Source organism: Cyanobacterium sp. IPPAS B-1200, assembly GCF_001747005.2.
Classification (GTDB): domain Bacteria; phylum Cyanobacteriota; class Cyanobacteriia; order Cyanobacteriales; family Cyanobacteriaceae; genus Cyanobacterium.
Genome location: NZ_CP182899.1, coordinates 1,864,244 through 1,880,729, shown reverse-complemented (window position 1 = coordinate 1,880,729; position 16,486 = coordinate 1,864,244). Strand labels below are relative to the sequence as shown.

Here is a 16,486-nt window from a genome sequence, read left to right as displayed (position 1 = left end):
AAATATTTTCCCCCCTTTTTTCTGGGGGGTTTTTTGTGGCTATTTTCCTAAAGATAATTCGCCTTTTTTTCCTAAAATTCCTTGGGGTCTTGAGACAATTAATACCATTAAAACTAAACCAATAATCATCATTCTTAAAGAACTTAATTGAGCGGTAGTAATAAAATCATAATTATCAGAAATAAATCTAGTTAAAGATTCATAAGCCCAAAAAATAACCGCCCCTAATATAGTGCCTGCATTATTTCCAGCGCCCCCTACCACAATAATAATCCAAGCATTAAAAGTAATCAAAGATTCAAAACTACTAGGATAAATGGTGGTGAATTGCCAAGCATAAAAAGAACCCGCTAAACCAGCAATTCCCCCTCCCAACATGAAGGATTGTAATTTGTACCAAAAAACATTTTTCCCTAGAGCCTTGGGTATTTCTTCATCTTCTCTAATTGCCTTTAAAACTCTACCCCAAGGGGAATGAACTAATAAATCTAATCCATAATAAACCGCTCCTAATGCTATTAATATTAATAACATTAATCCTGATTTATAAGTGTAGTTATAAAGAGCAATAACTCCGTTTATATAAGTAATTAGAAGTAACAAAAAAGTAATAAATCCTTTGATATAAACATCCCTAGTCTTGGAATATTGAAAACTTTTTCCCTGTACTTCTTTTCCCCCTTTCAACTGTTGTTTTAAGTTAATAAATAAACGCCAAATCACGAAAATAGCTAAGATAGTTAAAATCAAAATCATCATTAACCTTCCCGCAAAATTAGGTTGAAAAGAGCCAAAGGGTAAAGGATAACTCTGAATACCAAAATTCCCCTTAGTTAACCATTCTTCATTTTGTGCTACTAAACGGAGAAATTCAGCCACCCCAATGGTGACAATGGCAAGATAATCTTCTCGTAGTCTGAGGGTGGAAGCCCCCATTAATAAACCTAGTATTGAAGCGCCTGCAATGCCAATGATGACGGAGAGAAAAATGGGTACTCCCTGAAGGCTTAATAAAACAGTAGTGTAAGCACCAATGGTCATAAATGCTACATGACCAAAATTAATTAACCCCGTAAAGCCCCATTGTAAATTTAATCCGAGGGCGAAAAGGGCATATAAACCCGTGGAAATTGTCAAGAAAACAAGGTATTGAACCATTAAAAATGTTTAGCCTCCACCATTTTTATCACTAATCTTTTATCTTAAAATCTTTTAGAGTATAGTAGAAAAATAGTTAGTATGCCTAAAAATCTATGGTGAATAAGAGATATTTGATTAAGACTACAGCAACTAAAATCTAGTCTCATTAAAAAAAGGGCGTTGTAGTGCGCCCTTTAATGGATTAATTATTCGATTTCGATGGAAGTAGGTGTGCTATTATCCCCACTACCATTGCCATTATTGCGGTTAGAGTTATCTAAAGGTTGACGATACTGGGCATAAAGGCGATCGCGCCAGGTAAAGAAAGGCTCATAGGCACTATTATCTGCTAAACCAGGAATACCCTTGCCAGTAATATCCATAGGTACATCATAATAAGCAACCTCCGGGAATTTAATAATAGTGCTAAGGGCAGCCACCGTTAAATCCGCCAAACTAGGCTCATCACCTGCTAGATAAGGTTGATTTTGTAAAATTAAACTAAGGGCTTCTAAATCCTGTTTCAAACCTCTTTCGGCTTCCTTAAACATATCGTGACCAATTGCCCCTAAAAGGTCACCAGGGATAGCACCCACAAAACTTTTCAATAAATCAGGGGTATCCGTAGGTAAAAAAGAAGTACGGAAATTTTGATACCTATTAAGCGCCCCCAAGAAAGTCTTACGCCCCTTCAAACCTAAAGACTCATCCGCCCATTCTTCCATTAATAAACATTGTCCCCTAGCTACCGCATCAGTAGGAATAAGGGGTTTTTCAGGATATTTACGATCCAAATATAAAGCGATTTCTGTAGAGTCACTAATTACCGTGTCACCATCTTTTAAAACAGGCACTTGTCTTTGTCCAGAAATTTTGAAAACCTCTAACTGCCCGATACCGGGGGTAACTTCTATTTTTTTGTACTCCAACCCCTTGTAATCTAATACTAAACGTATTTTTTCAGAAAATTGCGATAATTCAAATTGATATAGTTCTAACATAAACCGACCTCAGTCTTCATAAAACTTAACATCTATACTTTAACTTGTTTTTTTTAATTCAGGTTGTAGTGATATTCTCCCGTCACCACATCTACCTACTTACTGAGGGATTTTAAGACGAAAAACCCAACTTATTGATCAAATCATCATACAATTGACAGAGGTTAATGTATTTATTTGTGTTTAAGATTCCCAAGCTAGAAGTTATCTTTTAGCCTTTATTGAGGAAATCCTTTTTTAATAAGGAAATAAAATTTCATTATTCCACTTTCTCAAAATATTGACTTTCCAGTAAAAAAGCTTTTTGAGTAAAACGAATGGCCCAATATCCCCTCGGTTTGGGAGATAAAATAACTCCTTCTTCCCCCATAGCAATTTCTGAAGCTGATTTTAACATGGGCATTGGTTCCGCTGTTTTTAGATATGGAGGTAATTTTATTACCCTAATTTTGTCCCCAACTTTTAATAATTTGTCCATTTTTTGCCTATAAAATATATTGTTATCTTGTTAATTTGATCTTTAAACAGGTTAAGTAATAATCAATTTAAAAATAAAATAACAGTCTGTAAAGCTCCAATAAAAAATCCTAAAATTCCTCCCAAATTAACGATCGCCTGTAACTCATTTTTAACGATAGACTGGGTAGCATCTTCTAATTGTTCGGGAGAGGTATCCTTAATACGTTCAATAATAACCTGATCAATAGCTAAAATAGGAATTGCTTGGGTTACAATTTTCTCTAAATCTTCCTCTAAATATCGCTCTAAAATTAGAGCCAACTCTTTACTGACAGCGCCCAAAGACGTAGTAACAACCGTAGAAGATTGAAGACGACTAATAATTAAAATAGATACCTTATCCCAGTCAATAGAAGAGCTAAAATTCTGTAAAAAATCAACCCCTTTCTCTTGAATATATTGCCTAACAATTTTTCCCGTAGTTTCTCTTAATTGCCTAACCGTTGATACAGGTAAATTTTGCAAAGACAAACTCAAGAAAAACTCCCTTAAACGAGTTCTAACTTCTAAAGATAATAATATTTCTTTGATTCTTAAATTTGCCGTTTCTTTTTCTTCAATACAAAAAGCCCTCAGACGTTGTAAAGTATTTTTAATCCCAAATAAATTAGCCACTACCCAATAAGTACCGCTAGTTTTTTCCCTAAATCCTTCATCAATAACTGTGATATTTCTATCAGTAAGAAAATTGATTAAGTTTTCTCGTAAAAAATCAGGGGAAAAAACAGCCTTCAATAACCAATCAGACAACTGTTTTGCTTGAGTATCCGTTAAAGTAAACTCTAATAAGATACGGTCAAAAATCTGGTCAATTTGAGCCTGAAAAAAATCCTCTTTTCTTGCCAAAGCTCTTAATAATTTAGGAAAAGATTCTCCAAATAAATCTCTTAAAACATCAGCCAAAATACGAGAGGTTTTGTTATCTTTATCCTCTTTAATTTGTTTTAAAGCTAGTTGTAATAACCACGTGATTGCCCCTTCAACTCGTTCTGTTTGCAATAATCTTTTGGCTAAATTTTGTAACTCAGAAGGAGTTAATAATGAACCCATAATGGTATCTGAAACCCTTTTGGCTAATCTCTCTTGATTTCGAGGAATTAAACCAGGAGTAAAAGGAAGTCTTTTTTTGAAAATATATACGGGGCGATAGGGACGAAATAGCATATTTATGGCTAAATCATTGGTAAAATAGCCTATTATTGCCCCTGCAGCGGGGGGGACTACATATTGCCACCAGTTATTAAATCCTAAAAACATTAATTTTTTTTGGTAACTGTTTTTTCTTGCTTTTTTTATTACCTAAATAAATAGATTTGCAAAATTAATTATAGTTTTGATAGTTAAATAATTCTCACAAGGGACTTATGCACCCTACCTAAATTAATTTAATTTTTTGACTTTTTAAATAAAAGTTTTATCAATTACTTTGTTAATACTAAGACTCCCATTATACCACCCGCTAGGGGGTAATGGACGACGGAGTGAAATCCTGCTTTTTTTCCTAATTTTATTTGTTCTTCACCACAGGGAAATCGATCTAAACTGGGATTAATATAGGCATATTCAGCGGTAGAGCCAAAATATTGAGCCATATTAACAACAATATTATCTAGGTACCATTTTTGGGCTTGGGCAAGTAGGGAGTCGGAGGGGCGATGAAAGTCGAGGATAGCTATTTTTGAATTAGGTTTTAAAACTCGGTAAATTTCTTGGAGGGCAAAGGGTATATTAACAACGTTTCTCAGTCCATAACCCATGGTGGCACAGTCAAAGGTATTATCATTAAAGGGAAGAGTTAACACGTCACTTTCTAACCAAGTTATATTATCGATTAGGGGCTTTTGTTGTTGTTTTTCTTGGGCAACGGCAAGGAGTTGAGGGGAAAAATCAACCCCATAGACTTCCCCATGGGTGATTTGTTTTGCCAAAAGAAAGGTAAGATCACCTGTACCACAACAAAGATCTAAGCCCTGATGATGGGGTTTTGCTTCACTCCATTTTACTGCCATTTTTTTCCAGATATGATGAACCCCAAAACTAAGCCAATTGTTCATTTGGTCGTAAATGGGGGCTATATTGTTAAAGATGGTTTGAATTTCTTTGTCGGTGGGTTTTTCTGATGCTGTCATGGAGTTTTTTTATTTTGAAGGCTTTTTGAGTATCATTCAATCTAGTGTATCGATTTTTGATTAGTTTCGAAGGAGGTATTGTTTTGGGTTTTGTAGAGTCGAGGATTGAGGTGGCTGAAGGTTTATCTTTGTCGGTGATGGGTTGTGGCACTTGGGCATGGGGAAATCAATTTTTGTGGGGTTATACTCCTGATATGGATGGGGAGTTGCAACGGGTTTTTAATTTGATGGTGTCGCAGGGGGTGACTTGGTTTGATACGGGGGATTCCTATGGCACGGGGAAGTTTAGCGGGCGCAGTGAGTCTCTTTTGGGGCAGTTTGCTACACAGTATAGGGGGGAGCATCAGGAAGAAATTGCGATCGCCACTAAACTAGCGGTATATCCTTGGCGTTTAACTCCTCAATCTATGGTAAAAGCCTGTGAAAAATCGGCTCAAAGACTCCAAAAACCCGTCGATTTGGTACAGTTACATTGGCCCCCAACGAAGTATTTTCCATGGCAGGAAAAGCCTCTTTTAGAAGGTTTGGCGAGGTTATATCATCAGGGTAAGGTAAGGGCGATCGGTCTGTCCAATTATGGGCCTGATAATTTACTCAAAGCGCATCAGTTTTTCCAAGGGCAAGGGGTAAAAATTAGCACGTTACAAGTACAGTATTCTTTGCTTTCTACCTATGCTATTTCTGATCTAGGCTTAAAGGATTTGTGTAAGGAGTTGGACATTAAAATTATTGCTTATAGCCCCCTTACGTTGGGTTTGTTGACTGGGAAATATAGTTTAGATGCTCCCTTGCCCAAAGGCTCTCGAAGGTTCTTATTTAAGCGTTTGTTGCCCAGTATTCAACCTCTTTTGGATCGGCTAAATGCGATCGCCCTTAAAAATGGCAAAACCATGGCACAGGTCGCCATAAACTGGTGCATTTGTCAAGGTACTATACCTATTCCAGGGGCAAAAAACTTTCAACAAGCCCAAGAAAATATTGGAGCCTTGGGATGGCGTTTGACAAATAAAGAAGTACAAGAATTAGAAAAAATTGCCCTTAATTTAGATAGAAAAATGATCCAAAATATCTTTCAAACTACTTAAATACTGCCGACCTTCCGCATAGTTCAAGAAAAAGCAAGAATACTACAAAAAAAGTGATAAAAAAGATGAAGTGGAATAGAGTAAATTAGTTTTAATAGAGTAATGATAAGTCTAGGAAAATGTATGAATCAATAAACATTGAAATAGAAAATATTGATCATTTAGGTATAATAGCTGGAATAGTAGACGAGGTAGGCATTGTAGAGATTGTAAACCAAAAACTACCATCCTATGCTACAGAAAAAATTAGTAAAGGATTAGTAGTCAAGGCAATGATTCTCAATGCCTTGGGTTTTGTGTCTCAGCCATTGTACCTATTTTCAGAGTTTTTTAACGACAAAGCAATAGAAAAATTACTAGGAAAAGAAGTAAAAAAAGAATACTTAAATGATGACAAATTAGGGAGAAGTTTAGATGAACTATACGAATATGGACTAAGTAATTTGTTCATAGAAATAGTCATAGAAGTAATAAAAAAATATCAAATAAAAAGTAATTATCACCACTTAGACTCCACATCATTTCATGTGGATGGTAAATATGAAAATGAGGAAGAAGAAAATAGAAAAACCATCAAAATATGTCATGGGTATTCAAAAGATAATCGTCCAGATTTAAAACAATGTGTATTAAATTTAATAGTATCAGGGGACGGAGAAATACCATTATGGATGAAATCAGGACAGGGAAATCAAAGTGATAAAAAAGAATTTGTCAAGATAGTAAAAGAGTATAAGAAAAGTATAGAAACAGAGAGTATAACAGTATGTGATAGTGCCTTATATAGTCAAGAGAATATCCAATTACTAGGGGAAATGAAATGGATAACAAGAGTGCCATTAACAGTAAAAAAAGGGAGAGAATTAGTAGAAAACGAAGAAATATTATGGACAGAGATAGAAAATGAGCAAGAACAAGAATTGAAAGAAAGAGGTTATGAATGGAAAGTAATCAAGGAAAACTATGGGGGAATAAACCAGAGATGGTTAGTAGTAGAAAATAAAAAAAGAAAAGAAAGCGATCTAAAAAAAATAAAAAAAGCAATTCCCCTAGAAAAAGAGGAAGTAGAAAAAGAGAAAAAGAAAATATCTAGAAAATTGTGGTGCGATAACAAAGAATGTGAACGAGAAATAAAGAAAAAGAATAAAAGGTTTAAATATTATGAGTTAGAGATAGAAGACATTAGAAAGCAAGAGAAAGGAAAATATGAAGTAAGTGTAGTGGTAAGAGAGAAGGAAGAAGAAATAGAAAAAAAGAAAAATCAAGCAGGAAGATTTATCTTAGCAACCAATGTAATGGAGGAAGAAAGATTAAAACCATGGGAAATACTATGGGAATATAAACAACAACAAAAAGTAGAAAGAGGATTTAGATTTTTAAAGAATCCCTTATTTTTTACCGAGAGTTTTTATGTAAAAAAGGTGGAGAGGTTGGAAGGGATATTATGGTTAATGTCCTTGAGCTTATTGATATATAACCTAGCTCAAAGAGAAATGAGAAAAGAATTAAAAAGAAGAAAAGTAGGATTGAGAAACCAATTAGGAAAAAGAACAGAAAAAGTAACAATGAGATGGATATTCCAATGCTTTCAAGGAATCTATCTGGCAAAAATAAATGAAGAAGAAAGAATCGTGAATATGAATAAAGATAGAGAAGAAATATTAGAATATTTACCAGCAAAATGTCGTGAATATTATCAATAAAAAACCTTGATAGTTAGGAAAACATCAACAAAAATAAGAGCCATTACAACATAAAATAAAAAAATTGATGGCATAGGTTTGTGGTGGGAAAATATAGAAATAGTCCAAGAGTAAAATAGCAGAGAAAAAGACATTAAAGATAATTTTTACTCAAACCATTACAAATAGCTCATCTTCTTTATGTCGCTTTATTTGTGACAAAATGAAGTGCGGAAAGTCGGATACTGCTGAAAAAGTAGAATAGTAAAGATAGCTAATCTGATAAGATAAGTCTATTTTTTCTGTGTTGATTTATGATGACAATATGCAAGATAAAATGACAAAGAACCCTAGTTATTTTTCATTGCTTGTTTTTTTTCTGCTTTTAAATCTCGTTTGGTGACGGCTTCCATTTCCGCATCAAGGAGAGTGCGCCCTGTAGCGGCCAGATAAACATCATCAAGACTAGGCCTTGATTGGCTAATACTAAATAAGGGTAAATCCATTTCCTTAAGGGTATTTTCAATCTTACTAATGGGGTTACTGTTGGGGGCAACCACAAGATTAAGGGAGTTGCCTTGGGCTTGGTTGATAATAATTTCTTTAACGAAGGGAAGTTGGGCTAATTTTGTTTTACTTTCTTCAGCTTCCTTGGTGGGTAAAAACTCTTTGATGCGCAGGGTAATACGATCGCCCCCTATCCTATCCTTTAAACTAGAAGGAGTACCCTCGGCTATAACTACGCCTTTATCAATAATAGCAAGGCGATCGGCTAAAGCATCAACTTCCTCTAAATAATGACTGGTAATTAATACAGTCGTACCAGCCTTTTTGAGAGCCTTTAAAAACTCCCAAACAATCATGCGACTTTCAATGTCCAAGCCCACCGAAGGTTCATCCAAAATCAATACTTGGGGTTGGTGTAACAATCCAGAAGCCAAGTCTAACCTTTTACGAATACCCCCAGAATAAGTGCCACTTTTGCGATCGCTATATTCCTGTAAATCTAACAAATCTAATAATTGCTCAATGCGTTGGGAAGCAATTTTTGGGGGAATATGATACAAAGCCGACTGCAACTGCAACAACTCCTTCCCCGTCAACATCTTATCAATAGCCACTTCCTGTGCCACATAACCCAACTTTTGACGCACCTGCTTAGGTTGCTTTATAGCACAGATACCATCTACTTTTATCTCACCCCCATCGGGTTGTGCAAGGGTAGTCAGACAACGGATAGTGGTGGTTTTTCCTGCTCCATTAGGTCCTAATAAGCCGAAAATTTCTCCACTTTGCACCGAAAAAGAAATATCTTTAACAGCCTCTATCTTGCCGTAGCTTTTTCGTAGTTTTTTAATTTCGACTATATTTTTCATGACACTTGAATGAATAGATAGTTTTACTACTCACACCATCAAATATGATGATGGGTGATAATTCCTGCTCATAAATCTTGATATAGATGGACAACGGGCTTCTATAGAACAAATTAAGCTCTCAAAAAGCCCCATCCCATGCCCAAAACTATTTATTTTTTAGTTTACGACATGGGGGAACAGAGTAGAAGACTAACTTTGATAATTATCATCAATCAAATCATCATCCAGAATGGCATCCTCAGGAGATAACACTCTAGCAGTTTTATCATCAATAATGACATCCTCAGAGTCAGGAATAATATAATTTTGTTCCTCATACTCCGCACTAACATCATCAATGCCAAGGTAATTAGAATTACCAGCACCTACCTCAGTATCTTCCCAGTCAAGATTTTCATCATAGGCGTTAAACCCTGTACCAGCAGGAATCAAACGACCGATAATCACGTTTTCTTTCAAACCTCTTAACCAGTCAGACTTACCTTCGATAGCCGCCTCAGTTAATACCCTTGTGGTTTCTTGGAAACTAGCCGCCGAGATGAAACTATCAGTATTCAAACTAGACTTAGTAATACCCATCAACTTAGGAGTATATTCAATAGGAGCGCCACCAGTAAGAGATAAAGTTTCATTATCTTTTTCAATGTCGCGCAACTCTACCAACTCCCCAGGTAAACGAATACTATCGCCACCATCATCAATGTGAACCTTAGAAGTCATCTGACGTACAATCACCTCGATGTGTTTATCAGAAATATCAATGCCCTGAGATTGATAAACCCCTTGAATCTGGTTAACCAAGAACAACTGAGCTTTTTGCATAGCACCTAGCGCCGCATCATAGGCTCCCATATGCTCCTTGTAGTAGTCGTAAAAGACTTCTAACAATTCGTGAGGGCTAATTAAACCATCGGACAAGGAATCCCCTGTATTAACCCTTTGATCATCACCTACGATAATATTTTGGTTAGGCCCTAAGGAATACTCAGAAATAGTGCCATCATCTTCAATGACTTTGACATCGATCGCCTCGTCATCCTTATACTCTACCTGACACACCCCAGGACGACGGGCAAGAATGGCTGGTTCTTTGGGTTTACGGGCTTCTAGCAATTCTTCAATTCTCGGTAAACCTTGGACGATGTCCCCAGTTTTTGCCCTTTCAAATACCAATAGTACAAGGTTATCACCCCTTTGAACTAAGTCACCCTGTTCAATGTGTAAAATTGCTCCCGTAGAAACACGGTATGGACGGGCATGGCGTAAACTAATTTTGTTACCTTCGGTTTCCATGACATAGCCAGAATCAGGAGCTTTGACTCCCTCCGCAAGAAGATCTCCTTGGGTGACAAAGTCTCCTTCTTTTTTGAGTAATGCACCTTCGGTTTCAATTTCGACGATGTCATTTTCTCTAACCACAAGAATACGACGAATAGCCTCAACCCCTTCACGGATACCACGAATAATACCGTTTTCTTGACACAGAATTTGAGTGGTTGCAACTACATCCCCCGGCATAATTTCTTGCCCATCGGTGACGGTTACGGTGGTAACGATGTTAGGCTCTGTTTCTAGCTCACGACGTAGCATAACAGATTCGAGGACGACGATTTGTAAGCGAGAACAATCTTCATTATTTTCGTCTTCGATTAATTCAATGTCGGCACTCATGCCTTCGGTGGTTTCAAGAACTAATTGAGTGGTAACTAACTGTACCCCTTCAACACTTTTCACCCTTTCCCCATCTTTGAAGAAGGTACGTAGTACGGGACGAAGGTTAATTTTGCCCCCTGCACTGTTCAAGGATTCTTGGGAAGGAGATTGGGTGGTGTTAATTACTTCATACTGTTTCATGGGGCGTAGTAATAAACCCACCCCTTCGTTAGTATCAACAAATTCACTGATACATTCATCTTCGGTGGTGATTCCAGCCATGATTTCGGTACCAGGGGCAAGAATGGTGCCATCCTCTAGGGTTGCCATATGTTCAGGATCTAAGTCCATGTATAGCTTACCTGGTTTGATGATAATTTCCCTTAAAATGTCGTTCTTTTGAATTACTTCGACAATACCACTAGATTGACAGAATACGTCTTTTACAACTTCTGTACCTGCTTCTACATACTGTCCATCTTCCACCATCAACAAGGAGATGTCTTTGTTAATTTCGTGACTTTCTTCAGGAATCCAAATAAGAGTTCCTTCGGTGGTTACCTCATACCCCTGTTTTTTGTTCCCACGACCAGTTTCTAGTCCTGCATAACGCATGATACCCCCTGTTTCGGTGGTGAAGGTATCGTCAATTAATTCGGCTACGATTTGGTTATTTTGAACTTTGGTGCCAGGGCTGACTTTGAGGGAGAAGCGATCGCCCCTAGGGGTATGAATTACATACTGTTGTTGATTGCCATGGTGTTCTAGGAATATATCAGCTTGATCTAGGGACACGGAAGCGGTAATAATTTCAATTTCCCGACTACCTTCTTCGAGGCGACACACTCCACCACTCTTAGTTTTTAGCTTACTTTCGGCTAACACGGAGTTTTTCTTGATTTTTTCACCGTTTTTAACGACAGGTTCAGCATTAGGAGGAAGGTTATAAACTTCCCCAGAGAGTACCCAAATCAAGCCGTTACGGGACGCTGTGATGGTGTTGTTGCCCTGTCTGTCGGTGGTGGTGAGGGGATCTACTTCTTGGAAAATTACCTCCCCTGCAAGGTCAGAGGCTACGTCTTTAGTAACTCTCTCGGTGGAGCGAGTTTTCTGGGGCATTACTTCGGCTAGGAGTTGCTCTTGGATAACTTCATCTCCTTCGCGCACCGCCAGTAAACTGTTCACAGGTACCAGAACTTTTTGATCACCGATGATTAAGTTACCGTTAACCTCTACCAAGAGTTTTTGGTCACCGTGACGGGTACGATTTTCCCTTACTTTTAATTTTTTATCAAATTTAACTTTTCCTGCCACAGGGCTGATGATACGCTGGGCAACTTCCCCAGTAAATACACCCCCAGTGTGGAAGGTACGCATGGTAAGCTGGGTACCAGGTTCACCGATAGACTGAGCAGCAATAATACCGATGGCCTCACCCATATTTACCCATTGTCCGTGAGCTAAAGACCAACCGTAACATTTTTGACACACAGAACGAGCAGTTTCGCAGGTAAGAGGAGATCTTACTTTTACTTTCTCAACGGTTTTACCGATAAGTTTCGCCAAGTCTTGGTCAATAGACTGGTTGCGTAGGGCAATAACTTCCCCTGTAATAGGATGTACCACATCATCGGCTAATACACGACCCAAGAGACGATCACCTAATGGGATTAAAGTGCGATCGCCATCTTTCATGGGTTCAATCCACACCCCTTTATGGGTACCACAATCAGTTTCACGGATAATTACATCCTGAGATACATCCACCAAACGACGGGTAAGATAACCAGAGTCAGCGGTACGCAACGCGGTATCCACAAGACCTTTTCTCGCACCATAGGAAGAAATAATGTACTCAGTGACGGTCAAACCTTCACGGAAATTAGTTTTAATAGGTAAGTCAATAATTTCCCCTTGAGGATCAGCCATCAAGCCCCTCATACCCACCAACTGACGTACTTGGCTAATGTTACCCCTTGCCCCAGAAAACGCCATCATATAGACGGAGTTGAGGGGGTCAGATTGACGGAAGTTACGAACCACCTCATCTTTAAGAGATTCAGAAGTATCATTCCAAGTATCAATTACCTTTTGGAAACGCTCTACTTCAGTAATTTCCCCATTAGCATAACGGTTCATGGTAGTTTTAATAGTGGTTTCTGCCTCCGCCAACATCATTTTCTTGGCATCAGGCACTTTTAAATCTTCCACACTGATAGATACCGCTGCTTGGGTAGCATAATGAAAACCCATGGTTTTTAACTGGTCACATACCGCTGCACAACGGGCTGAACCGAATTCAGTAAAAGTTTTGGCAATGAGTTTCTTTAAAGCCCCTTTATCAATAATTCTGTTATAGAAAACTTGGGGTTTTTTGCTTTGTTCTTTATTTTGAGACATCATCTTTATTGGTTGGTAATGGGTATTGGGTATTATGATTTACCTTTGACAAAGGGAAGTATGGAGAGGGGATTAAGTTACTATCATGGTTTTTTGTTTTTGATAATAACTGTTTACCCCTAAAAACTTCTACTTACTTCCGAAAGAAATTAACGATTGATATGGCGTTTAATATTCATCATCCTCTTGCCCAAGACTAGCAAGGTTTTCATAGGTAGGACGTTTTGGCGCCCTTTGGGTAGTATCCATCAGGTCAATTTCCACGTGTTCACTGCCATCAATCACCTTATGGACAGACACATCTAAACCGAGGGATTGTAACTCACGAAGTAGTACCTTGAAGGATTCAGGAGTACCGGGGTGAGGAATCGATTTACCCTTAACGATCGCATTTAGTGCCTCATTTCGTCCCTGCATATCATCGGATTTAACCGTTAACAACTCCTGTAGGGTATAAGCCGCACCATAAGCCTCTAATGCCCATACCTCCATTTCTCCAAATCTTTGCCCACCATGTTGAGCTTTTCCGCCCAAAGGTTGTTGAGTTACGAGGGAGTAAGGACCAGTAGAACGAGCGTGAATTTTATGCTGTACTAAGTGAACCAGTTTCAACATATAGGCTTTACCAATGGTAACGGGGTTATCAAAAGGTTCTCCCGTACGTCCATCATAAACTTGGATTTTTCCAGGGTGATTTTCGTTAAAAACCCAATCTTTACTATGTTTTTTGGCAGCATCACGAAGTAATCCATTAACGGTATTACGAGAGGCTTCCTCCCCGTACATTTCATCGAAAGGAGTCATCTTGAAGCGGTAGCCTAGGTGTTCCCCAGCCCAACCTAAAAGACACTCAAATACTTGTCCTACGTTCATCCGAGAAGGTACACCGAGGGGGTTAAGGACAATGTCCACGGGGCTGCCATCAGGAAGATAGGGCATATCCTCTCTGGGTAAGATGCGGGATACAATCCCTTTGTTACCGTGGCGCCCTGCCATTTTATCCCCTACTTGGATTTTACGTTTTTCGGCGATATATACCCTTACAATCATGTTGGTGTTGGGGGGTAACTCGTCCCCTTGTTCACGGGTAAAGACACGGACATATACGACCCTTCCCCTTTCACCGTTGGGTAAACGGAGGGAGTTATCTCTTACGTCTCTGGCTTTTTCACCAAAAATCGCTCGTAATAGCTTTTCTTCTGGGGGTTGATCTGATTCTCCTTTAGGAGTAACTTTACCTACCAAAATATCTCCCGCTTCTACCCATGCACCCACACGAATAATACCGTTTTCGTCAAGGTTAGAAAGGGCATCTTCCCCCACGTTAGGAATTTCTCTGGTAATTTCTTCTGGCCCTAATTTGGTTTGACGGGATTCGATGTCGTGTTTCTCTACGTGAATGGTGGTGTAAACATCTTCTTGGACTAATCTTTCACTAATAAGAATTGCGTCCTCGTAGTTGTAACCCTCCCAAGGCATATAAGCCACGGTGATATTCTGACCGAGGGCAAGTTCTCCCCCTTCGGTAGCCGAACCATCTGCCAATACTTGACCAGGTACCACCTCTTCTCCTTCGTCCACTAAGGGGCGTTGGTTTAAACAGGTGTCTTGGTTGGAGCGCTCATACTTCTGTAAGTTATAAACGATTTCCAACCCTTCTTTAGTAACTAATTTGATAGTTTTGGAGTCCACATAGCTAATGATACCGTGATCCCTTGATACGATTACCATTCCCGAATCTCGGGCTGCTTGTCCTTCTAATCCTGTACCGACTAAGGGGCGCTCGGGACGTAAAAGAGGTACTGCTTGACGTTGCATGTTGGATCCCATCAGGGCGCGGTTAGCGTCGTCATGCTCTAGGAAAGGAATCATGGAGGTAGCCACGGATACGATCTGCACGGGGGATACGGCTACATAGTCCACTTGGTCTGGACTGGTGGTAGAAAATTCCTGACGATAGCGAATAGGTACGCTTTCTCCCAAGATTTTACCGTCTTCATCGGTGGAAAGATCTCCAGGAGCAACTCTTTTATCGTCTTCTTCGTCAGCGGTGAGGTATTCGGGGGTTAAGTCCCAGCGCACTTTACCGTTTTCTACTTTGTAATAGGGGGTGGCAATAAAGCCGTATTCATTGACCTTGGCATAGGTAGCCAAAGAGCCAATCAAACCTGCGTTAGGGCCTTCAGGAGTTTCTACAGGACAAATACGACCGTAGTGGCTAGGGTGAATGTCACGGACAGCAAACCCTGCTCTATCACGGCTTAAACCTCCAGGACCTAGGGCAGAAATACGACGTTTGTGGGTCAATTCCGCTAGGGGGTTGGTTTGATCCATAAACTGAGATAACTGGGATGAGCCAAAAAATTCTTTGATGGCGGCCGCCAGGGGTTTGGGGTTTACTAGGGCGGTGGGGCTAAGGGTGTTAGGGTCTCCTACGGTCATTCTTTCTTTGATGATGCGCTCTAGGCGAGATAAACCGACTCGGATTTGGTTTTGTAAGAGTTCCCCTACACTTCTTACCCTACGGTTGCCGAGGTGATCGATGTCGTCGGTGCTGCCGATGTCAAATTCTAGGTTGATGAGGTAATCGACGGTGGAAAGAATATCATCAATGGTTAATACCCGCATATTTTCGGGAACGCTTAACCGTAGTTTTTTATTCATTTTGTAGCGGCCTACTTTGCCCAAGTCGTAACGTTTGGGGTCAAAGAAACGGGTTTCTAAGAGGGCTTGACCACCGCTGACGGTGGGAGGTTCCCCTGGTCTTAGTTTACGATACAATTCCATGAGGGCTTCATCGGTGCTAGGATTTGTTTCCTTATCGATGGTTCTTTGGTAGAAGTCGGCATGACGGAAGCGATCCATAATTTCACGATCGCTCAAGCCCATGGCTTTTAGTAGCACTTGGGCGGTAATTTTACGGGTTTTGTCGATTCTTACCCATACGACTCCATTTTTGTCGGTTTCAAATTTTAACCATGCTCCTCGGTTGGGGATGACGGAGGCGGAGTAGGTTCTTTTACCGTTTTTGTCTAGTTCTGATTTGAAATATACCCCGGGCGATCGCACGATTTGGTTAACGATGACTCTTTCTGCACCGTTAATTAAAAATGTACCCCTGTCTGTCATGAGGGGTAGTTGTCCAATAAATACTTCTTGTTCTTTGATGTCCCCTGTTTCTTTGTTCATCAAACGGGTGGGAACATAGATTTGAACTTCGTAACTAGCTTCTCTTTTCTTTGCTTCTTCTATGTTATATTTTGGCTCTTTGAGGCGATATTTCTCACCGATAAACTGTAGCTCTAATTTTCCTGCATAGTCGGTAATCGGGCTAAAACTGTTGAGTTCTTCAATAATGCCATGCTCTAAAAACCATTTGTAGCTAGAGCGTTGAATTTCGATTAAATCGGGTAACAGTTCTTGGGTTCTCATAAGTCGGTTTCAGGTTTTTGATTCTGGTGTTTCGATGGGGCAATAAAAACAGCGTTCATTCATCAT

Annotated in this window: 10 protein-coding genes; 2 read left to right on the top strand and 8 right to left on the bottom strand. The window is 39.2% G+C overall.

From position 1 onward, the window contains the following. Positions 1–39: 39 nt before the first annotated feature. The 5 genes from A5482_RS08580 to ubiE all read right to left on the bottom strand — a co-directional run bounded on the left by A5482_RS08580 (position 40) and on the right by ubiE (position 4,789). Positions 40–1,158 (bottom strand): branched-chain amino acid ABC transporter permease, encoded by a 1,119-nt coding sequence (locus A5482_RS08580; protein WP_069790545.1) that lies wholly within the window; start codon positions 1,156–1,158, stop codon positions 40–42. A gap of 188 nt (positions 1,159–1,346) precedes the next feature. Continuing rightward, positions 1,347–2,141, bottom strand: a complete 795-nt coding sequence (locus A5482_RS08575) for a glutathione S-transferase (protein ID WP_069790546.1) — start codon at positions 2,139–2,141, stop codon at positions 1,347–1,349. A gap of 259 nt (positions 2,142–2,400) precedes the next feature. Next, entirely contained in the window at positions 2,401–2,619 is a 219-nt protein-coding gene (sipA, locus tag A5482_RS08570; protein ID WP_069790547.1) for a regulatory protein SipA, read from the bottom strand. Between the two features lie 62 nt (positions 2,620–2,681). Next, positions 2,682–3,917 carry a DUF445 domain-containing protein gene (locus A5482_RS08565; RefSeq protein ID WP_069790548.1) on the bottom strand — a complete coding sequence of 412 codons (1,236 nt, stop codon included), beginning with the start codon at positions 3,915–3,917 and terminating at the stop codon, positions 2,682–2,684. A gap of 164 nt (positions 3,918–4,081) precedes the next feature. Then, the gene (ubiE, locus tag A5482_RS08560) at positions 4,082–4,789 is read right to left on the bottom strand and encodes a bifunctional demethylmenaquinone methyltransferase/2-methoxy-6-polyprenyl-1,4-benzoquinol methylase UbiE (RefSeq protein ID WP_069790549.1); all 708 of its coding nucleotides are present in this window, start codon (positions 4,787–4,789) and stop codon (positions 4,082–4,084) included. 137 nt (positions 4,790–4,926) lie between these two features. Here ubiE and A5482_RS08555 point away from each other — a divergent pair, with 137 nt between their 5' ends. Beyond that, entirely contained in the window at positions 4,927–5,874 is a 948-nt protein-coding gene (locus A5482_RS08555; RefSeq protein WP_201150053.1) for an aldo/keto reductase, read from the top strand. Between the two features lie 119 nt (positions 5,875–5,993). Further along, positions 5,994–7,577 (top strand): IS1634 family transposase, encoded by a 1,584-nt coding sequence (locus A5482_RS08550; protein ID WP_446684753.1) that lies wholly within the window; start codon positions 5,994–5,996, stop codon positions 7,575–7,577. Between the two features lie 329 nt (positions 7,578–7,906). On the opposite strand, the gene A5482_RS08545 is transcribed toward A5482_RS08550, so the two are convergent. From A5482_RS08545 to rpoB, 3 genes are all read right to left on the bottom strand, one after another. Continuing rightward, complete coding sequence (locus tag A5482_RS08545; protein ID WP_069791219.1) at positions 7,907–8,932, bottom strand: ABC transporter ATP-binding protein; 1,026 nt, start codon at positions 8,930–8,932, stop codon at positions 7,907–7,909. Between the two features lie 192 nt (positions 8,933–9,124). Further along, on the bottom strand, positions 9,125–12,988 hold the full coding sequence (locus A5482_RS08540; RefSeq protein ID WP_069791220.1) for a DNA-directed RNA polymerase subunit beta': 3,864 nt from the start codon (positions 12,986–12,988) through the stop codon (positions 9,125–9,127). A 168-nt stretch (positions 12,989–13,156) separates the two neighbouring features. Continuing rightward, entirely contained in the window at positions 13,157–16,420 is a 3,264-nt protein-coding gene (gene rpoB / locus A5482_RS08535) for a DNA-directed RNA polymerase subunit beta (RefSeq protein ID WP_069791221.1), read from the bottom strand. Between the last annotated feature and the right edge of the window lie 66 nt (positions 16,421–16,486).